This window comes from Streptomyces sp. NPDC001351 (assembly GCF_042896045.1).
In the GTDB taxonomy this organism is placed as follows: domain Bacteria; phylum Actinomycetota; class Actinomycetes; order Streptomycetales; family Streptomycetaceae; genus Streptomyces.
This window is the reverse complement of record NZ_JBIAWS010000026.1, coordinates 1-18,920: the sequence shown is the minus strand read 5'-3', so window position 1 is coordinate 18,920 and position 18,920 is coordinate 1. Positions and strand designations below refer to the sequence as shown.

18 protein-coding genes are annotated in these 18,920 nt (G+C 69.6%); 5 read left to right on the top strand and 13 right to left on the bottom strand.

Annotation, left to right across the window (positions count from 1 at the left end; genetic code table 11):
* Nucleotides 1-286 precede the first annotated feature (286 nt).
* The 5 genes from ACFY1U_RS49030 to ACFY1U_RS49010 form a co-directional block, all read right to left on the bottom strand.
* On the bottom strand, nucleotides 287-670 hold the full coding sequence (locus tag ACFY1U_RS49030; RefSeq protein WP_234545155.1) for a RidA family protein: 384 nt from the start codon (nucleotides 668-670) through the stop codon (nucleotides 287-289).
* Between the two features lie 61 nt (nucleotides 671-731).
* Complete coding sequence (locus ACFY1U_RS49025; protein WP_390700599.1) at nucleotides 732-2,225, bottom strand: carboxylesterase/lipase family protein; 1,494 nt, start codon at nucleotides 2,223-2,225, stop codon at nucleotides 732-734.
* Between the two features lie 22 nt (nucleotides 2,226-2,247).
* Nucleotides 2,248-3,162, bottom strand: coding sequence for an MBL fold metallo-hydrolase (locus tag ACFY1U_RS49020; RefSeq protein ID WP_390700598.1), 915 nt, complete (start codon nucleotides 3,160-3,162; stop codon nucleotides 2,248-2,250).
* Between the two features lie 466 nt (nucleotides 3,163-3,628).
* Nucleotides 3,629-3,895 (bottom strand): ATP-binding cassette domain-containing protein, encoded by a 267-nt coding sequence (locus ACFY1U_RS49015; protein WP_390700597.1) that lies wholly within the window; start codon nucleotides 3,893-3,895, stop codon nucleotides 3,629-3,631.
* Nucleotides 3,896-3,931: 36 nt separating this feature from the next.
* Nucleotides 3,932-6,190, bottom strand: a complete 2,259-nt coding sequence (locus ACFY1U_RS49010; protein WP_390700596.1) for an FUSC family protein — start codon at nucleotides 6,188-6,190, stop codon at nucleotides 3,932-3,934.
* A gap of 833 nt (nucleotides 6,191-7,023) precedes the next feature.
* On the opposite strand from ACFY1U_RS49010, the gene ACFY1U_RS49005 reads away from it, so the two are divergent.
* Nucleotides 7,024-9,768, top strand: coding sequence for an AAA family ATPase (locus ACFY1U_RS49005; protein ID WP_390700595.1), 2,745 nt, complete (start codon nucleotides 7,024-7,026; stop codon nucleotides 9,766-9,768).
* Nucleotides 9,769-10,061: 293 nt separating this feature from the next.
* Complete coding sequence (locus ACFY1U_RS49000; RefSeq protein ID WP_390700664.1) at nucleotides 10,062-10,454, top strand: hypothetical protein; 393 nt, start codon at nucleotides 10,062-10,064, stop codon at nucleotides 10,452-10,454.
* Between the two features lie 53 nt (nucleotides 10,455-10,507).
* On the opposite strand, the gene ACFY1U_RS48995 is transcribed toward ACFY1U_RS49000, so the two are convergent.
* The gene (locus tag ACFY1U_RS48995) at nucleotides 10,508-12,115 is read right to left on the bottom strand and encodes an MFS transporter (RefSeq protein WP_390700594.1); all 1,608 of its coding nucleotides are present in this window, start codon (nucleotides 12,113-12,115) and stop codon (nucleotides 10,508-10,510) included.
* Nucleotides 12,116-12,204: 89 nt separating this feature from the next.
* Here ACFY1U_RS48995 and ACFY1U_RS48990 point away from each other — a divergent pair, with 89 nt between their 5' ends.
* Nucleotides 12,205-12,570 (top strand): winged helix-turn-helix transcriptional regulator, encoded by a 366-nt coding sequence (locus ACFY1U_RS48990; protein WP_390700593.1) that lies wholly within the window; start codon nucleotides 12,205-12,207, stop codon nucleotides 12,568-12,570.
* Nucleotides 12,571-12,608: 38 nt separating this feature from the next.
* Here ACFY1U_RS48990 and ACFY1U_RS48985 read toward each other — a convergent pair whose 3' ends face one another.
* The 7 genes from ACFY1U_RS48985 to ACFY1U_RS48955 all read right to left on the bottom strand — a co-directional run bounded on the left by ACFY1U_RS48985 (nucleotide 12,609) and on the right by ACFY1U_RS48955 (nucleotide 17,717).
* Nucleotides 12,609-12,764, bottom strand: a complete 156-nt coding sequence (locus tag ACFY1U_RS48985; RefSeq protein WP_390700592.1) for a hypothetical protein — start codon at nucleotides 12,762-12,764, stop codon at nucleotides 12,609-12,611.
* Nucleotides 12,761-13,219, bottom strand: coding sequence for a hypothetical protein (locus tag ACFY1U_RS48980; RefSeq protein ID WP_390700591.1), 459 nt, complete (start codon nucleotides 13,217-13,219; stop codon nucleotides 12,761-12,763). Before ACFY1U_RS48980 ends, ACFY1U_RS48985 begins: the two co-directional genes overlap by 4 nt.
* A gap of 15 nt (nucleotides 13,220-13,234) precedes the next feature.
* Nucleotides 13,235-14,548, bottom strand: a complete 1,314-nt coding sequence (locus ACFY1U_RS48975) for an NtaA/DmoA family FMN-dependent monooxygenase (protein ID WP_390700590.1) — start codon at nucleotides 14,546-14,548, stop codon at nucleotides 13,235-13,237.
* Complete coding sequence (locus ACFY1U_RS48970) at nucleotides 14,545-15,393, bottom strand: creatininase family protein (RefSeq protein WP_390700589.1); 849 nt, start codon at nucleotides 15,391-15,393, stop codon at nucleotides 14,545-14,547. Before ACFY1U_RS48970 ends, ACFY1U_RS48975 begins: the two co-directional genes overlap by 4 nt.
* Nucleotides 15,390-16,283, bottom strand: a complete 894-nt coding sequence (locus ACFY1U_RS48965; RefSeq protein WP_390700588.1) for a dihydroorotate dehydrogenase — start codon at nucleotides 16,281-16,283, stop codon at nucleotides 15,390-15,392. Before ACFY1U_RS48965 ends, ACFY1U_RS48970 begins: the two co-directional genes overlap by 4 nt.
* A 52-nt stretch (nucleotides 16,284-16,335) precedes the next feature.
* Nucleotides 16,336-16,908, bottom strand: a complete 573-nt coding sequence (locus tag ACFY1U_RS48960; protein WP_390700587.1) for a nucleoside 2-deoxyribosyltransferase — start codon at nucleotides 16,906-16,908, stop codon at nucleotides 16,336-16,338.
* A 176-nt stretch (nucleotides 16,909-17,084) separates the two neighbouring features.
* Nucleotides 17,085-17,717 (bottom strand): flavin reductase family protein, encoded by a 633-nt coding sequence (locus ACFY1U_RS48955; RefSeq protein ID WP_390700586.1) that lies wholly within the window; start codon nucleotides 17,715-17,717, stop codon nucleotides 17,085-17,087.
* A 38-nt stretch (nucleotides 17,718-17,755) separates the two neighbouring features.
* On the opposite strand from ACFY1U_RS48955, the gene ACFY1U_RS48950 reads away from it, so the two are divergent.
* Together ACFY1U_RS48950 and ACFY1U_RS48945 are read left to right on the top strand one after the other, a co-directional pair.
* Nucleotides 17,756-18,742 carry an Lrp/AsnC family transcriptional regulator gene (locus tag ACFY1U_RS48950; protein ID WP_390700585.1) on the top strand — a complete coding sequence of 329 codons (987 nt, stop codon included), beginning with the start codon at nucleotides 17,756-17,758 and terminating at the stop codon, nucleotides 18,740-18,742.
* 52 nt (nucleotides 18,743-18,794) lie between these two features.
* Nucleotides 18,795-18,920, top strand: a 126-nt coding sequence (locus tag ACFY1U_RS48945; RefSeq protein ID WP_390700662.1) for a hypothetical protein, incomplete at its 3' end; no start/stop codon positions are given.

Below are 18,920 nucleotides of genomic sequence, written 5' to 3'. Positions count from 1 at the left end.
GCTCACATCGCCCGGTTGCAGCGCGCCCGGCGGCAGCGAAGCCGCTGCGTGGAGCACCTGACCATGGACCCGGCGTACCGGATTGGGCCCTGAATGCGGTGAAGGGCGCCCGGACAGGGAGCACAGGGCGTCCAGCAGGTCCGCCGGAACAACTCTCAGGTTGATGCACGCCTTCGGCAGACGGCCATCCATCCCGTCCTCCCCCAATTCGCTGTCCGGAATGGCCAGCCGGTCCGGCGCGGTCCCCCTTTGAACCGCGCCGGACCGGCCTTGTTCTGTGGCTGTGTCAGTCGTCCAGCACGGCCAGGGCGTCGATCTCCACGAGGAGTCCCGGCGGGAGCTGCATGTAGACGGTGGTGCGGGCGGGGAAGGGCTCGCCGACGGCTGCCGCGTACGCCTCGTTCAGCTCGGGCAGGTGGGCGGGGTCGGTGAGGTAGACGCGGAGCATCACGACGTCTTCCAGGCCCGCGCCGGCCGCCTTGAGGACGGCGGTGACGTTGCGCAGGACCTGTGCGGTCTGCTCGGCGACCGTCGTGCCGACGACCTCGCCGGTGGTCGGGTCGAACGGGAGCTGTCCGGATACCTGCAGGACGGGGCCCTTGCGGATGCCCTGGGACAGCGGGGCCGGGAGAGAGGGGGCGTGCTCGGTGGTGATGACGGTTCTGGTCACGGTGTTCCTTGAAGCGGTGGTGGTCTTTGGAGGGGATGAGCAGGCGAGAGCGGTACGGGCGTCAGCTCCAGGCCTGTCGTTCCTGGCTGCGGGGGTCGTCGAGCTGGGTCCACTCGGCGTCGATGTGCATCGTGGCCCTGCGGTCGGTGTCGTAGGGGTCCCAGCCCGGGTCGCCCGTGGCGGCGAACCGGATCCAGGTCTCGTGCATGCGCTCCGCGAGATCCGCCGGTGGCTTGTCGGGGCCGAGCAGGGCGGCGGAGCCGTTCAGCTCGGGCCGGTCCGCGAGGTCGAAGACGAAGGGCAGCTCGACGGCGTGGGTGGCGCCGAGTTCTCCGTCCAGGGCCTGGGAGCGCCAGGCGAACTCGTACGCGTAGGTGACGGCCTTCGGATGGGCGGCATGGGCGCCGGCCAGAGCGCGGGTACCAGCGCCGAACAGGGCGTCGGCCATGATGGCCGAGCGCAGTTCCGCGAAGGAGGCCTCGGGGCGTGACGTGCGGTAGGTCTCGACGAGCCGCGCCGGATCCGGGTGCGAGCGCGCCGCCGCGTCGTCGACGTCGGCTGCGGTCGAGGTCGCGTACTTGCCCACCGGGACCAGGTAGAGGTTGCCCTCTTCCGTGTTGGTGCCGATGAGCAGGTCGACGTCGGAGCTGTGTCCGGCGGCGACGGCTTCGGCGGGCTGGGTGTCCAGGACCAGGCTGAAGGGGCTCAGGCCGATCAGCGGGTCGCCGTGGGTGGCGGTCCTGAGGTCGATGCCCGCGAGCTTGGAGGCGGCCTCCACCAGACGCTCGTCGGAGATCTCCGCGAAGGCGTCCACGTGCGGCTCGACGCCCAGGACCTCGGCAGCCGCGGCGGTGACGCGGGCGGCCTGCTCGGTGCTGAACGCGCCCAGTCCGCTGCCGCTCTGCACGATCGCCCGGCGGAACAGGCCCGCGGCCTCCGCGGTGGCGAGGACGCCGCCGACGACGGTGGCCCCGGCCGACTGGCCGAAGAGCGTCACGTTGTCCGGGTCACCGCCGAACCCGGCGATGTTCTCCCGCACCCAGCGCAGCGCGGCGACGACGTCGAGCAGACCGCGGTTGGCCGGGGCGCCGGGCAGGTCCAGGAACCCGGCGATGCCGAGCCGGTAGTTGAGCGTGACGAGGACGACGCCGTCGCGGGCGAAGGCGGAACCGTCGTACATCGCGGACCGCGTCGATCCGGCGACGAAGCCGCCGCCGTGCACGAACACCATGACCGGCAGGTCGCTCTGCGCGACGGCGGGCGTCCAGACGTTGACGGTGAGGTAGTCCTCACCGCGGCTCCAGCCGGTGCCGAAGTAGGGGGCCATGTCGATGCTGCCGAGCTTGCGCTCGGACTGCGGCGCGTTGGGTCCGGGGGCGGTGGCGTCCCGTACGCCGTCCCACGGCTCGTGCGGCTCGGGCGGCGCGAACCGGCCGGCGCCCAGGGGCGGGGCGGCATAGGGGATGTTCAGGAAGGCGGCGGTGCCGTCCTCCTGACGCAGACCGCGGACGGCTCCCTGCGCGGTGGTCACGACGGGTTCGGGGTGGTGGCTCATCTGTGGTGCCTTTCCGCGGGCTTCAGCCCTGCTCGGTGTACGGGGCGAAGGGCGCCCAGCCCTTCACGGCGAAGGTGCTTCCCTCGCGTACGACTTCGGTGGCGCCGTGGCCGCCCAGATGCGCCGGGATCACGAGCGCGTTGTTGTCGGCGGCCCAGCCCAGCACCTTGCGGCGGGTGGCACGGGCTTCGGCGGGGTTCTCGCAGAAGCAGCTGTTGGCGTCCGGCTCCAGGATCTGCACCGGGCTGTGCAGCATGTCGCCGACGAACACCGCGCGGTCCGTGCCGGAGGTGAGGGTCAGCACGGAGGAGCCGGGGGTGTGCCCGGGAGCGGCGTCCAGGCGCAGGTTCGCGTCGATCTGGTGGCTGTTCTCCCACAGCTGCGTCAGGCCGGCCTGGTGCACCGGGGCCACGCTGTCCTCGAAGACGTTCTGGTTGCCGCGGCCGAGCAGCGGCTGGTGGCCGTTCTCGGGGTTCCAGAAGTCGAAGTCGTCCTTCGGCATCAGGTAGGTGGCATTGGGGAACGTCGGCACCCACTGCCGCCCGTCCAGGTAGGTGTTCCAGCCGACGTGATCGATGTGGAGATGCGTGTTGATCACGACGTCCACGTCCTCCGGCTGGACACCGGCCCGGGCGAGGTTGGCCAGGAAGTCCGTTTCGAGGCGGCTCCAGACCGGGGCGTAGGGACGCTCCTTGTGGTTGCCCACGCCGGTGTCGACCAGGATCGTCTTGCCCTCGCTACGCAGCAGCCAGGTCTGGATCGCCGAATTCACGATGTTGGTCTCGGAATCCAGGAAATGCGGGGCAAGCCAGTCGGCACCGTTCTCCCAGACTTCCTTCGAGCTTTCCGGGAAGAAGGTGTCGGGCGTCATTTCGACGGAACCGTAGTATTCCCACACCCGGGTGATGGAGACATTGCCGAGGGTGATCTGTTCCATGGTATTTCCTTGGAATTCGGGGGATTTACTCAACCGTACGAGCGGCCCCGGCAGGTGCGGTATCCGTCACGTGACTGCACCTGTGCGTACACCTCTGAGCAGGGGGCTCTCCCCTGGCAGGCCGACGAAAGGCGGCTCCTGTTCCGCGTTCCATCCCTGGATGCCTCTTCAACGGGCACACGGGGCACGCGGCGACCTCGCTGCGGTCACGAGGCCGAAGCCGGGTCCGTATCGGGCCGCTTGCCGGTCGTACCGCCGGGTAGTGGGTTCTGCCGGGGTGCCGGCTAACGGTCGCCGGGCCTCCTCACCGCCATCACCTTGCCTTTGCGCAGGGGTCAGGACTCGGTCGGAGCCTTTGCGCAGGGGTCAGGACTCGGTCGGACTCGGCGGCCAGGGCCTGGTTGCGGGTGACGACGATGACGCACTTGTTCTGTTCGTGCGCGTCGAGGTTTCCGGTCGGTTCTTTTCAGGGCGTGGGACTTTTCGGGCCCAGGGCGGACAGGTCCTGTCCGTCGAAGCGGGTGGTGACGTTGGTAGGGCTGTCCAGGCCGCCGGCCAGGCTGAGCAGGGTGGTCTTGCCGCTGCCCGAAGGGCCGAGGATCGTGTAGAAGGTGCCCCGCTCGAAGTCGAGGTCGATCTGCCGCAGAACGGTGGTCCTGCGGCGCTGGTCCTGGTAGGTGTGGCTGACGCCGGAAAGGGCAAGGACAGGGGGCTTCGGGGTGGTCACGGTCACTCTCACCGGCACCTGAACACCGCTACCTGGCCATTGCTAACCGGCTTGGGCGCGTTCGCACCGGTCGGCGAGGACGGCGCAACTCACTGCGGCAGCCTGGACCGGGTGGCGCGGCGACGGGATGTCCACGCTCTCGGAGGGCACCACGGTGGTGCGGTCGGCGTCCGAGGCAAGTGGGCCCAAGGCTCGTACGAGCGCGGTCAGGGTCGCGTCGAGGCGATCGATGTGCAGCAGCAGGCGGTGCTCCGGCGACAGCCAGTTGCGGCTCACGCGTTGCTCCTCCGAGAGCAGGGCCAGTGCCCCGATGACCGTGGGGCGTGCCGTTCGTTGGACGCTTTCGGGTCGATGGCCGGTGACGCGGATCAGATGGGTCACGGTCTGGTGCGCGCGGTCGGCCGCGGCGGTGAGGCGGGCGGTGCACTCCGGGACGTGGCCCGCCGGGAGACGTTCGGCCGTGGCGGCCAGGCTCCGTGCGTGGTACGCGCCGGCCTCGAGGAGTTCCAGCAGGTGGCGGGCTCGGTGACGGCGGCGGCGCTGCGGGGCAAACGGATGGGTGAGAGGCAGACTGGCCTTGCGGAAGGATTCCAGTGCCTGGTCGAGGTCATGTGCCGCGCGGACCCAGCTCGTCGGGGGTTGCGTGTCCGTGCTTCCCGACGCGACGGCCCGCAGGATGTGGTCGAGGACGCGCAGGAAGCCGACCAGTTCCTCGTCGCTGGCGCGGCGGACCGTGGTGGGAAGTACGAGGACGGCGGCAAGGATCCCGCAGGACACTCCCAGTGCGGTCTCCTGGACGCGCAGGAGCAGCACGTGCGTCGAGAAGGTGTCCATCAGCGCGAGCAGCATGCTGAGCGTGCCGGTGATGAAGAACGTCACGACCCAGTAGGCGTGCGACGGGGTGTAGAACTTCCCGAACATACACAGCAGGAGCAGGACCAGGAGGACGGGGCCGTCTCCGCCGACCAGGGCGGCGAGGCCGTAGCCGAACACCACGCCGAGGACGGTGCCCGCCAGCCGCCGGAGGCTCTGCAGCAGTACCTCGCCAGTGCTCTCGTTGTTGATGAAGACGACCCATGCGGCCGCGACGGCCCAGTACCACAGGTGCGGCGACAGGAGATGACCGCCCGCGGTGGCGAGGGCCGAGGCAGCCGTCACCTGAAACGCCTGACGGGTGGCTCCCCGCTGCAGGCTTTCGCTGTCTGTGTCCCTGCGCAGCAGCGCCCCGAAGGTGGGTGAGGCGGGCTTGCGCGGAGGCGTCCCGAGTCCTGCCGGGCGACCCCGTGGGCCGAGAACCCGCAGGGCTTCGGCGAGTTCGTCGACCGCAGGCAAGCAGTCCAGCACGAGTGCGGAGCCGGTCGGCCGGTTCGCCGGGCTACCTTCGTACCCCTGTGCGCACCGCTCGGCCGCGCAGGCCGTTCGGGCGATGGGCTGGTGCCGGAGAGACTGGATCCGCTGGGCGAGCCGCTGTCGCGCCGTCCGTTCCGCCAGGTCGCTGCGGGCCGCCGGGGTGCGGACCGCGCGGACCGCCAGTACGGCCAGGCGCTGCGCGGCCACCTCCACCCGGCTGAGGTGCGGCAGCAGGGCCTCGGTGTCCTCGTCGGCGGTGCGCTCGTCGAGAAAGTCCTCGATCAGCAGCACTGACGCGTGCAGTGTGCCGAGGCGGTCCTGCAACGATCGGCTCCGGGTGTCGACGTCCTGCCCGGCGGCGACCATCGCGGCCGTGTCCCGGAGGACGTCATGCAGACGCACGTCGAATGCGTGCCGCAGCCGCCTCAGGGCTCGGGACGCCGTAACGGGGCCGACGCACCACCACACGGCCGTGACGGCCCCGAACGCAACCAGTACCGATACCCCGAACCCCGGAAGGCGGTCTGCCCGGGCCTGGGTGAACTGGGACAGCAGGAAGGCCATGAAACCGAAGATCCCCAGGCCCAGCCCTCGCGGACCGAACCGGCGGGCCTGAACGGCGAGGTGGATCACCCCCAGGAAGACCAGCTTGGCTGCTGTCGGGTACGGCGTCAGCGCGGCTCCGGCGGCCAGGGACGCGAGGGAGAGCGGAACGCCGAGTCCGAGCGTGATGAGCTGGTTGCGCGGGTGCAGGTCGCTGACGGCCAGTGACGTCGTCATCGCGGTGAAGCCGCCGACCACGAGCGCCGTCTCGGGCGCTCGCAGGCCTGTCAGCACGGCGAGGGTCGCGGCGGTGCCGAGCACGGCGCGCATCGCGGAGGTCAGACGCACGAGCCCAGGGTCGAAGGCCGCGAACCGGTCCCACAACGATGTCGTTGTCCTTGCCGCCATGGGATCTCTGTAGGTCCTTTCGCGTGTGCACGGCCGTGCGGGAGCCTTCGGGTGCTGACCGGCCACCGCCCGCGTCACCAGTCTCGGCATGCGGGGTTCCGTCCGGTATGCGTCAGGTGACTGCTTCCGTGGGATCTGCAGCACGTGGGCGTCCCTTGCCGGCATCGGCGACCGCGCAGCGCTGACAGGCCTGCCCCCGTCGGCGATGGCTTCCGGGTTCAAGGAGCTACGCAGTGCACGGACTTGGGACGGACAGCCGCCAGGCGCCCAGAAAGTCACGCGACATGCGACGCATCTCGACACAGCCGTCATCGAGCCGCAGGTTTCCATGCGCCGCGCGTTCGCTCGGGGCGTTCGCCCGCTCAAGAGCAGCCTCGCGGGCCTGCTCCGGACCGGCCATGCCGTCGACGACGTAGAAGTGGCGTACAAGCCGACCGCATGGAGTGCGGAATCCGAATCCGACCAGCCACGAGCGTCCGGTAACCATGACAGCGCCTTCCGGTCGAGATGTATGGCTTCCGTGAGCCCCGTCTGTGATGGCACGACGCCACCGGCGACGCACGATCGTGCCTGCCCGCCGCCCCGGAAAGGCGCGACCGTGCTCGCTTCACGATTCTGTGGCCGGACGAACAGCCGAGGGTATGCGTCACGTGACTGCATCGGTGCTGGTCGGCCACCGGATGGGGCGTTTGCGCCTACCGACCGGTTGTCCCGCCGTGGCGATCCCGAGGCCGACGGTGCGGAGACGTACGGCTCGACTACTATCTGGGCTATCTCAATTCCCTGGAGCATCCGTGGAAAACGATGGAAGGGCTCGTGGGGAGCAGCGCTCGATGCGGAATTCCGGTCCGGCGCTGGTGGGCCGGGAAAGCGAGACCGCAGAAATAGTCCGGCGGGTCGGCGCCGATCGGTCCCACAGCGACGTGCTGATCCTCACGGGTGACCCCGGTGCCGGAAAGAGCACACTCCTCGGCATCGCGGCCGATCGCGCACGGAGTGCGGGTGACCGAGTGCTGCGAGCGGTGGGGAGCGAATCCGAGGCGCACCTTGGATTCGCGGGTCTTCACCAGATGCTGCGCCCGGTTCTCGGCGAGGCGGAGGGTCTGCCATCGCGGCAGCGCTCCGCGCTCCGCGCGGTCCTGGGGCTCGACGAGTGTGCCGAGGCCCCTGACGGGATGATCGTGGGTCTGGCGGTTCTGACCTTGTTGTCGGACCTGGCGGAGACCGCCCCGCTGCTGGTCGTGGTCGACGACGCCCAGTGGATCGACCGCGCATCCCTCGACGTGCTCTCCTTCGTGGCGCGGCGCATGGACAGCGAGCCCGTCACGCTGCTGCTCGGAGTCCGCACCGCGGCCGTACTGCCCGGTTTCGACAAGGGGTACGAGCGCCTCGAACTCGGCCCGCTGGACGGTGCTGCCGCCAACCGGCTGCTCGACCGGCAGCCCACACCGCCCACCGGCCGAACCCGCGTGCGGATCCTCGAGGAAGCGGCCGGCAACCCGCTGGCCCTGGTGGAACTCGCCCACGCCACCGCGATCCGCAACGCCGAGGGCAGCAGCGTGGAGGGCCCGCTGCCGGTCACCGACCGACTGGAGCGGATCTTCGCAGGGCACGCGGCGGACCTGCCGGAACCGACCCGCCGCATCCTGCTGCTGCTCGCGGCCGCCGACGCGGCGGACGCGCAGGCAGCCGCCGTGGGACTGCCCGAGGCGGACGACAAGGCATGGGAGCCCGCGGACCGGGCCGGTCTGGTACGCCAGGACGGAACCGGGATCGTTTTCCGTCACCCGCTCGTCCGCTCCGCCGTCTACCATGCCGCGTCCTTCGAGGAACGCCGCAGGGCACACCTGGCTCTCGCGGAACTGCTGCGCAAGGAGCCCGACCGCCGCGCCTGGCATCTGGCCGCCGCGACCGTACGCCCCGACCGGGACGTATCGGCCGCCTTGCAGCAGACGGCCGACCGGGCCCGGCGCCGAGGTGGCTTTGCGGCCGCCGCCGCAGCCCAGGAGCGCGCCGCGGAACTCAGCCCGCACCGCGAGGACCGGGCGCGCCTGCTCACCGAGGCCGCGGCCAGCGCCGTCTTCACCGGTCAGCTCGGCTGGGTGGAGCACCTGGCCGCAGCAGTCCGCGAGTGCACCGACGACCCGGCACTGCGGGGCAGAGCCGCGCTGGCCACCGGCCGGCTCATGTCTCTTGGCCCCCATCACACAGCAGCCTTCGCCCTGCTCATGCGCGTCGCCGACGAGGCAGCGAACACCCGGTCACCCCTCGTACTCGACGCGCTGGCCGCAGCAGCGGTGGTCCGCTACTACTCGGGCGAGGAGTCCCAGCAGCGACAGATCCAGAGCCTGCTCTCCGGCATGCCCGACGATGCCGCCGGAGCGGCGCTGCACGCCTGGGTCATGGCCGTCTCCGACCCCGGCGGCGCAGGAGCGTTGCTCGCACCGGTGCTGCCCGAACTCATCGCCGAGGCCAAGGGCGACGCCCAGCGTCTGACCGCGCTCGCCATCGTCGCCTGGCTGCTCGACCGGACCACCCTCGCCGCCCGAACCTTCGACGAGGCCTTCGACCAGTGGCAGGCGCATGGCCCGCTCCCGGACGGACTGGGATGCGCGGCCGGCTGGACCCGCTTGGAGCAGGGCCGATGGGCCGACGCCCGCTCGGTGGCGGCCGACATCGCGGCCATGGCGTCATCGGCCGGGCTCGACCATGCCGAGGCGTGTGCCCAGGCACTCGACGCCACGGTGGTCGCACTGCTCGGCGACGCGCCCGCCGCACGCCGGCTCGCCGAGCGAGCCCTCTCTCTCGTCGACCCGCTGGAGAGCCGCTCCGTCGCGGTCTTCGCACGCCGGGCCCTGGGAATGGCGGCCGTGGCCGAGGGCGACTACGACACCGCGTACACACAGTTCCGCTCCGCGTTCACCGACGACGGCGATCCGGTCCACTACCACGTCTCCTACACCGTCCTGGCCGAACTCGCGGCGGCAGCCGTGCGCAGAGGGCAGCAGGAGCACGCCGCACAGCTGTTGGAACGGTCGGCGAAGCGCCTCGGTACGGGCATGTCGGCACGGGTGGCCGCACTGATCGACCGGGGCCGCGCCCTGCTGGCGGATCCCGAGCATGCGGAGCCGTTCTTCCAGGCGGCGCTCGCGCAGCCCGCGGGTGAGCAGTGGCCGTTCGAACGGGCGCAGACCCGGCTCGACTACGGGGAATGGCTCCGACGCCGGCGCCGTATCGCCGAGGCCCGTCCGCTGCTGAGCGCCGCGCTGGAAACCTTCAACCGCCTCGGCGCGCGGCCGTGGGCCGAGCGGGCACAGGCAGAACTGCGCGCCGCCGGCATCGAGGCGACCGACGTCGTGCCCAGTGCCTTCACCGAACTCAGCCCTCAGCAGCAGCAGATCGTCCAGCTGGCGGCCCGGGGTCTGACGAACCGCGAGATCGGGGAAAAACTGTTCCTCTCACCGCGCACGGTCGGCTCCCACCTCTACCGGGTCTTCCCCAAGCTGGGCATCACCGCCCGCTCGCAACTCCGCGACGTACTCGAAGGCACCCTGTCAGATAACGACGCCGTCAGATAACGACGCTCGGACCTGACAGCCGAATACACCTCAGGTACGCGCTGCCGCGCGTGCCGCCTGCCGGGCGTCTTCCGACAGGGCGACGGCCGTCGCTGTGCAGTCGGCTGACAGATACCGCGACCGGATTCCGCGTGACAGATTCATAAAGCGCGACGACGAGAGACCGCACAAACTCGTCGCATCGCACAAGGGAATCACCCGGGCGCCCTACCCCTGCGCCCGTGCCCTTGGGGGGCGTGAGAGCCGTCCAGCCCTGGCCTGCCTTTCACGCCCCCGGACCTGCGACCGCGACCGTGTCGAGAACTGCGCCCACCGGCGCCGACGAGACGGCAGAGACTGGCCGAGGTCTCCCTGGGCGTCGACGCCACCCCTGTCCGAACAAGAAGAAGACCTCGCTCAAGAAGAAGTACCTCTACGGCTACGACGCCCACCGCATCGTGACCCGCGACACCGAACACGACGCCGTGCTCCTTGACGACGGCACCCCGAACCCCGACGTCCTCCCAGCCCTCGTCCTCGACAAACCCGGCCAGCGCCCTGCCTACAACGGTCTGAAGATCCTCAACCGGCTCGAGAGGTCGCTCGCGTGGATGATGCACGCCCGCCGCCATGCTCGGAACTATGAAGGGCTCATCCAGCACTCCCATGCGAGGGCTCTCCGACCTGTGAGATGCCGAAGCAGCTGACCGCTGTCCAGATGGCCGGCATTGACGGCTGGGACCTGGTCTTCCGGGGCCGGTCAGTCCTCGTCGGCCTGCTTCGCGGCCGGGCGGGGGCGCAGCAGGGCCGCAGCCATGAGTGCGGTGGCGGCCAGGCCGATCGCCGCGATCACCGACACCGCGGTGAAGCCACGGTCGTAGGCGTGCCGTGCCGAGTGCAGCACTGCGTCGGCGGTCCGGGACGGCAGGTGTGCCATGACATCCTCCGCTGCGGCGAACGACTCCCCCGCTCTGGCCTGCTGTTCTCCGGAGATGCCCGGCACATCGGGCAGTCCCGTGCGGTACACGGCGGTCAGGACGGTGCCGAGGACGGCGACGCCGAGCCCGGCGCCGAGTTCGAAGGACGTCTCCTGGATGGCGGCCGCCTCCCCGGACCGCTCGGGTTGCGCGGCGGCCATGATGGAGTCGGCGCCCAGGGTCATGACGATGCCGGCGCCGTACCCGGCGGCGAGCAGCGGGATGAGGAGTTCGCCGTAGTGCGCGGTGTCACCGACGGCCGCGATGGCGGCGTACGCGACGGCGAAGAGGGAAAGCGCTCCGGTGAGGGCCCAGCGGTTGCCCCACCGGTTCGCCGCCCAGGGGGCCGTGACCGCACCGAGGGCGTTGGCACCGGCCAGCGGCATCAGCGCGAGCCCGGCGCGCACCGGCGAGTACGCGCCCACCTGCTGCAGCCACTGGGTGAGGAAGAACAGCAGGGCGACGTAGCTGCCGAAGCAGCCGATGACACACAGGGTGGCCGTGGTGAAGCTGCGCTCACGGAAGAGAGTGAAGTCCAACAACGGCTCACGGATGCGCTGTTGGCGTCGTACGAAGGCATAGAGCAGGGCGCTGCCGGTGAGGGCCGTGAGGACGATGGCGGTGTTCACCCCCGCGTGTTCACCGGCCTGCTTGAGCGCGTAGACCACGCCGGCCAGGCCGGTGACGGACAGCGCGACGCTGGTCACGTCCCAGCGGCGGGGTACGGGGTTGCGTGACTCGGGGATGACCCGGGCGCCGACGGCCAGGATGACGACGATGACGGGGACGTTGATGAGGAACACCGCTCCCCAGCCCCACTTCTCGGTGACCAGACCGCCGACCAGCGGACCGATCGTGGCCCCGACACTGTGCGCTGAGGTCCAGATGCCGATCGCGATGGCGCGTTCGCGGTCGTCGGCGAAGACGACCCGGATGATCGCCACGGTGGACGCCATGATCATCGCCGCGCCGACGCCCAACGCGGCCCGGGCGGCGATGAGTTGTACGGTCGAGGCCGAGAAGGCGGCCGCCGCGGAGGCGAGACCGAAGGTGAAGAAGCCGCTGAGCACCATGCGGCGCCGGCCGATGCGATCGCCGAGGGTTCCGCAGGTCACCAGGAGGGCGGCCAGTGTCAGCGAGTAGACGTCGACGATCCACAGCAGTTGGGCCGGGCTCGGTTCAAGGTCCCGGCTCAGGCTCGGCACCGCGACGTGCAGGACGGTGAGGTCGATGCCGCACAGGAAGAGACTCCCCGACACCACGGCCAGCACCAGCCACCGCTGTCGCGCGGGAAGGGCCGGCCGGCCCGGCTGCCCGGAGTCCGTCGAATGCTCTGCACGCTCTGTCCCGGCGGCTGATCCGGCCGCGGCGGGCACCTTGCTCTCTGTCATATCCTCAGCTTCCGGAAGTACCAACGCGGGCCGCAAGTACGGTCATTTGTGTCCTCTAGTGCCACGCTGTATACCAATGGAGGTCAGGTGTGCGTTCCAACGTCGAAGAAGCCTCGGATCACTGCGCGGTCGAGTTCGCCATGGAGCTCCTCGGCGGCCGTTGGAAACTGGCCATTCTCAAGCAGCTGGTCTCGGGAACCCACCGGTTCGGCGAATTGAGGCGCGCCCTGCCGGGTGTCACCCAGCGCATGCTGACCCGCCAGCTCAGGGAGTTGGAGGCGGACGGGTTGGTGGAACGGACGGTGTACCGGGAGGTGCCGCCGCGGGTCGAGTACGCGCTCACCGACGTCGGCCACACGCTGGACTCCATCACGGAGCAGTTGGACACGTGGGGCCGCTGGTACCGCGACACGGTGCGCTGTGCGGCGCCGTCCGATCCCGGCGGGTCCGCCTGACCGTGGCACGGTGGGCGGCTGCCGGGGCCGGACGGCTCTCACAGGGAGCGGTGGATTTCGTCGTAGGCCAGGCGCGGGCCGCGTGGTCGCGGACCCGTCCCTGCGGAGCTGCCGATGTTCACCACCAGTAGCGCCGACTGCTCGGCTTCCGGGAAGAATTCCCGGTCGACTCCTGACTGGTCGAATCCGCTCAACGGCCCCACCGCGAGTCCGGCGCGCGAATTCCGACGAGGAAATACGCGGCCTGCAGCGAGCCGTTCAACAGCGCGGATCGTTCCCGCCTCGCGGGGTCTTCCGCGTAGAGTGCGGCGGCTCCCGCAAATGCGGGACACGGCTCCGGCAGCCGAAGGTGGAACGCGGTGTCCACCACCAACAGTGCGGTCAGCGATGCCGCAAGGGTCTTCTCCCCATTGCTCGGCGAGAGATGACGGACCAGCCGGCGGCGGCTCGCCCCGGAGCGCAGGAGGTGAATCCTGAGCGGCTGCTGGTTGAAGGCCGTCGGGCCGTTGCGGACGAGGTCATGGACGGCCCGCAGTGCGTCGCCGGGGACTGCCTCGCCGGTGAAGCGGTCTTCGGTGTACGCCTGCCGCAACAGCAGGTCCTGCGCTGCGGGATCCAGGAGCGACCGGTGCGTAGCGGAGCTCGACACGGTCTGCCACCGGGCTCAGAACTCCGCGAGGTTCTGCCGCAACGTATGGCCGGGCGTGTACGCGGCCCGGGTCAGCCCGCGGCGCTGAAGCGCGGGCACGAGTCCGTCGGTGACATCGGCGACCCAGTGGCGGTTCAACCGCAGTACCGGGGTCGTCAGCATGAAGCCGTCCCCTCCGACCTCTTCCATCACCTCCCCCATCCGCTGCGCCACCTGGTCGGGGGTGCCGATGAGTTCCACCGAGGAGACCAACCCGCCGGCGGCGTCCATCACCAGTTCCCGCAGCGTCTTGCCGCTGCCCCACTGCTGGAGTTGGTCCAGCGACCCCTGCTCGCCGTTGGTCTGGAGCCGGTACGGCAGGGGCTCGTCGAGGTCGAACTGGGCGAAGTCGATCTCCGTGAGTGCGGAGGTCTCAGCGAGGATGTCGTGAATGAACTGGGGCGACGAGATCATCCGCTCGTGCTTGTCCCGTGCGTCCCGCTCCGTCTCGCCGAGCGTGGGCGTCACACAGAAGAGGACTTTGACATCGTCAGGGTCGCGGCCGGCCGCCTCGGCGTGTTTGCGCACGTCGTCCCGGAACTCCTTCATCCCGTCCACCCCGTTGGCGATGGCGATGACCGAGTCGGCGTTGCGCGCGGCGAAGACCCGGCCCCGGGGAGAGGCCCCGGCCTGCACGAACGCGGGCCGGTGCTGCGGGGAGGGCACCGTGTTCAACGGACCCCGCACGCTGAAGTGCTCACCCTTGAAGTGGATCGGGCGGACCTTGGTGTGGTCGGCGTAGATCCCCTTCTCCCGGTCGAGTACGACGGCGTCCTTGTCCCAGGAGGCGAAGAGCTGCCGGACGACGTCGACGTATTCGTCGGCCATGGCGTAGCGGACGTCCCGTGACGGCAGCTTGTCCAGTCCGAAGTTCTGCGCGGCAAGGTCCTCGGCGCTGGTGACGATGTTCCAGCCGAAGCGCCCGCCGAGCATGCTGTCCATCGTCGAGGCGAGGCGCGCGGTCATGAACGGCGGGTACGCCAGGGTCGACAGCGTCGCGACGATACCGAGGTGGGACGTGGCGAGGCCCATCGCTGCGGCCAACGGGACCGGGTCGTGCTTGGGGACGACCATGCCCTGCCGCAGCGCTCGCTCGGCGGAACCGCCGTAACTCTCCGGGACCATCAGTTTGTCCTCGATGATCACGTAGTCGAAGCAGGCCCGTTCGAGCGCCTGGGCCACCTCCGTGTGGAACTTGCCGTCCCAGGGTGAGCCCCCGGTGCCGAAGGGGCCCTGCCAGTCGTCCGGAGTGAAGTTGAAGATGCAGGCGAGGTGGAACTTCCGGGTCACGGCTGTTTCCCTTCGGAATGTGCGGCGGTTCGGCGCTGCGGGTCCGGGCGGCGGCGGTCCGGGCGGGTCTGGGCGAAGAGCAGCCCAGTGCCGTCGCGCACCATGGCCGTCGTCTCGTCCACGACATGGCGCAGCAGCTTCTCCCCGAGGCCGGCGTCGGCGCCGGAGGTCGAGGACAGGACTCCGCGGTGGGTGGTCTGTCCGACGTCGACGGGGTGCAGGTAGACACCCGCCCGGGGAGGATTGTCGTGGTCGGGACGTTCGTCGGTGACGAGGTCGGGTCGCAGGTGGAGCATGAGGCTCGTCTCGGTGATTCCCGCGTGCTCGGCGTGCCAGCCGGGGAACTCGGGGATCTCCTCATCGGTCCAGGTGTCCCGGACCAGGCTCCACCAGCTGAACGCGAAGACCTCCGTGCTGTCCAGCAGCCCCTGCTCTCGCACCTGGTCCAGCGCCTCGAAGAGGAACGGTTCGTTCTCGTAGTGTCCGTTGACCACGATCAGACGGGCCATGGGCAGTGCTGACAGCGCCCTGAGCGTCTCGCGCAGGACGCGGACGAGGGTGTCGCCGGCCACATAGACCGTGCCGGGGAAGTAGAGCCCGCCGCCGCTCTGTGGCAGGGACCGGGCGCCGATGGCCTGCGCGGGCAGGGTGAACGCGTCGAGTTCTCTCGCGATCTCGGTGGCGAATGCCTCCGCGAGGATCAGATCGACGGACAGCGGCAGGTGCGGGCCGTGCTGCTCGATCGCCCCGATGGGCCACACGACGGTACGTCCGCGCACGGTGTCGGCGACCTGGGCGCTGGTCAGGTCGGTGAGCAGCGGGGCACCGGAATGTCGGGCGGTCATATCGCCGCCTCCCGAGGTGTTTCCGTCAGGAGCGGGGCGGTGGCGGAGGAGCCGGTGAGGTCCCGGGTCTCTGCCACGATGCGTTCCAGCGTCTCGTACATGTCGGTGTGCAGCGCCGAATAGACCTGGGCCACGTTCGCTCCGACGCTGAGGTAGTCGGCCACGTCGCGGCCGCTGCTCACTCCTCCGCAGCCCATGAGGGGCAACTCGACGCCCCTCTTGCGCAGTTGCCAGACGGCGGCGAGGACGAGCGGTTTCAGGCCGGGACCCGAGTAGCCGAAGACGCCGTTCAGTTCGAGCTGCCCGGTCGCGGGGGACACGGCCGCGCCGCCGATGGTGTCGCTGAGGGTGATGGCATCGGCGCCGCCTGCGATGGCGGCGCGCACCCGGTCCTGAAGCCCTTCGCCGACCGCCAGCTTGACGGAGAGCGGCAGCACCGTCCTGCCGCGGGTCTCGGAAGTGTAGGCGTAGACCCGGTCGGGGTTGTCGTCCTCCAGCCCCTCCTCCTCGTTGAGGCAGGAGATGCCCAGTTCCAGGGCCTGGCAGCCGGTCGTCTCGACGTCCTTGGCCAAGGCGGCGAGTTCGGCCGGGGTGTCGGCGTGGAGGGAGGCGATGACGGGCAGCCGGTCGTCGGCGAACGAACTCAGCACACTCAGCCAGTGGTTGACCGATCGTTTGGAGTAGGTGGTGCTGTTCAGCATCCCGACGGGCAGACGGATGATCCGCTCGTCGAGGCCTTGCGGCGGGTTGGGGTGGATGGTCTTGGTGACGACGGCTCCGGCGCCCCGCTCGATGAGTCGGCGGATGTTGCGTTCCTGGTCTGTCAGCAGTCCGGATCCGACTATCACGGGGTTGGCCAGAGGCAGGCCTAAGATCGACGCGTCGGGCACTCGATGACTCCGTCCGGCGGGTGAGGCAGGTGGGGGTGAGGGCGGGTGACGGTCAGGCGACGAGGCTCGCGCTGATGGCCTCGCGCTGCCGCTCGGTGGCGGCGAGCACGGCGTCGGTGAGCAGCGCCGGCTTCTCGGTGAACTCGTCGAAGTCGATGGTCTGGACGAGCCCGACGCGGTGCAGGCCCTTCAGGAGGTGGCTCGCGGAGTCGACGAAGGGCTGCTTGGTGATCAGGACAATGGGACGCCCCAGGGCCGTGGCCCAGCCGAGTTCGACGTGGGTACCGTCCGTGCGTCGCAGGGTCCCGTCCTCCAGCACCGGCAGGACGGGCACGAAGACGTCGCACTTCTTCATCCAGCGGAAGTCACGCACGGATACCTGCTCAGGGGTGAACGACGCCGTCTCGGCCCCGAACTTCTCCACAAGGTGAGCCGAGAAGGCATTCGCTCCGTTGTCCCGGACGGTGCCGATCGCCGTGGTGATCGCGTCCTGCAAGTGGTCGACGAAACCGTTCTCCAGGATGGCGTGCTGGATCGGTCCGCCCACGAAGACGTCGAGCCCTGCGAGCAGGCCGGACTGCTGTGCGGGCGTCGCTTCGGTGCGAGTGCTCGGCTTCGTTTCCATGACGGGATCACTCCTTGTTCATCAGGGGTGGGCGTGCCCGAAATCGGGCATGGTGGTGTGCGATGCGGCGGGCCACGCGGGCAGGCGTCGGCGCACGGCATCGCGGAAAAGAGGAAAGGAAAAGGAGGGGGTGCTGCACACTGTGCGGCGCGAAATGCCGCCTCGCCACGCGTCGGTCAGGAGGCGTTGGCGATCCGCGCGTACTCGCCGCGGTAGTACAGCAGGGGCTGTGGCGACTCGGCCGGTGCCTCGACCCGGAGCACGTCGCCGATCACCACGAGGTGGTCGCCTCCGTCGTGCTCGGTGTGCACGCGACAGTCGATCCATGCTGTGGCACCGTCCAGGCGCGGCGCCCCGTCCGATGACGCGGTCCATGCCACGCCCTGGAACTTGTCACCACCGGAGTGCGCGAACCGCTCGCACAGCGAACGCTGGTGTTGTGCCAGCACGTTGACGCTGAAGGATGTACTGCTCCTGATGACGGGCCAGCTCGTCGAGGTGCGGCTGACACAGAGGATGATGCGCGGCGGGTCGAGGGAGAGCGACGAGAACGCCTGGCAGGTGAATCCGGCGGGCCCGGTGGGTCCCATCGCGGTGACGACGGTGACGCCGGAACAGAAACGCCCCAGAACAGAGCGGAACGCGCTGGAGGTCACGGCTTCTTGAACTGCTGCGGTGGTGCTCTCGCCTAACAAAAGCCCTGTCCTTTCGGCCCGTACGGGCAGGTCGGATACGACAAGCTCTCCAGGCGCCACTTCGGCGATGGATCTGCGAGTCTGCCTCAGATGATCGATCTCGACAACACCCATCGGTTTTCTGATAAAGATCCTGCCATCATTGTGGCGTGATGAACGATTCAGACGCCGGTGACGGCCTTGACCAGCGCATCGTGGCAGCGCTCCAGATCAACCCCCGGGCTGGAGTGGCAGAGGTGGGGCGCATCCTCGGCGAGCACGAGCGCTTGGTGGCACGGCGCGTCCAGCGGCTCCTGAGCGCGGGGACCATCCGCTGCACGGCCGACTACGACCCCCTGATCAGCGGACTCGGACACTCCGTACACCTCCGACTTCGGACCGCAACGGATTGTCTGGAAAATACCTCTCAAGGATTGGCAAAGCACCCTGGTGTACTTAACGTCGCCGTCGTGAGCGGAGGGGCCGGCCTTCTGTGGTGCCATCTGCTCGTGGAGGGACGGCCGGGCCAGACCTCCCTGCCGCTGAAGGGGATATCAGGCCTCCCCGACGCCACGGTGGTCAGTGCACACACCACACTGCGCGCGTTTCGCACCGAGGCCGAGTGGCACGCCCCCGTCCTGACCGAGGAGGAGGAGAAGCGCTTGCGGGCAAGCCTGGTCCAGCCTTTGCCCGGACCCGCACGTCGATACGACCTCACGCCCACCGACCGGCGCGTTGCCGAGGCCCTGACGAGGAACGCCCGTGTCAGCCTCACCGACCTCGGCAAGGAACTCGGTTTCTCCACCGCCACGGCGGGGCGGCGGGTGGCCTCCCTCCTGGAGCGCCGGGTGCTGCGTCTGCGTACCGTCGCCGATCCGGCCGTCCTGGACCGTCCCGTGGAAGCGCGGGTGCGGTTGAAGGTTCACCCGGCGGGCATCGAAACCGTCGGTGCCGCCTTGTCCGGCTGTCCCGAGGTGCGCTTCTGCGCCGCGGTGACAGGGTGTCACAGCATCCTGGCTGACGTGTGCGTCGAGGACGAGACCAGCCTGTACGGATTCGTCGTCGACACGCTCGGAGCGCTACCTCACATTCTCGACTGCGACACGGAGATCCTCACGCACATCTCCGGATACGGCTCTGCCGCGACCGATGCGTCATGACGAGCCGTGCCTTCCCCCAGCCAGCCGCGACCACGGGAGCCCCCTCTTGGCCATGCCGCCGCCTGCTTTGAGAAACAGCACAGCTACGACGACCAAGCACATCTTCGTCACCGGGGGTGTCGCCTCCTCGCTGGGCAAGGGCCTGACCGCCTCCAGCCTGGGCATGCTCCTCAAGGCG

Excerpts from the sequence above, each read along its gene's own strand:
- ACFY1U_RS49025 (WP_390700599.1), bottom strand. The coding sequence starts at position 2,225 with ATGAGCCACCACCCCGAACCCGTCGTGACCACCGCGCAGGGAGCCGTC.
- ACFY1U_RS49020 (WP_390700598.1), bottom strand. The coding sequence starts at position 3,162 with ATGGAACAGATCACCCTCGGCAATGTCTCCATCACCCGGGTGTGGGAA.
- ACFY1U_RS49010 (WP_390700596.1), bottom strand. The coding sequence starts at position 6,190 with ATGGCGGCAAGGACAACGACATCGTTGTGGGACCGGTTCGCGGCCTTC.
- ACFY1U_RS49005 (WP_390700595.1), top strand. The coding sequence starts at position 7,024 with ATGCGGAATTCCGGTCCGGCGCTGGTGGGCCGGGAAAGCGAGACCGCA.
- ACFY1U_RS48995 (WP_390700594.1), bottom strand. The coding sequence starts at position 12,115 with ATGACAGAGAGCAAGGTGCCCGCCGCGGCCGGATCAGCCGCCGGGACA.
- ACFY1U_RS48970 (WP_390700589.1), bottom strand. The coding sequence starts at position 15,393 with ATGACCGCCCGACATTCCGGTGCCCCGCTGCTCACCGACCTGACCAGC.
- ACFY1U_RS48960 (WP_390700587.1), bottom strand. The coding sequence starts at position 16,908 with ATGGAAACGAAGCCGAGCACTCGCACCGAAGCGACGCCCGCACAGCAG.
- ACFY1U_RS48955 (WP_390700586.1), bottom strand. The coding sequence starts at position 17,717 with ATGGGTGTTGTCGAGATCGATCATCTGAGGCAGACTCGCAGATCCATC.
- ACFY1U_RS48950 (WP_390700585.1), top strand. The coding sequence starts at position 17,756 with ATGAACGATTCAGACGCCGGTGACGGCCTTGACCAGCGCATCGTGGCA.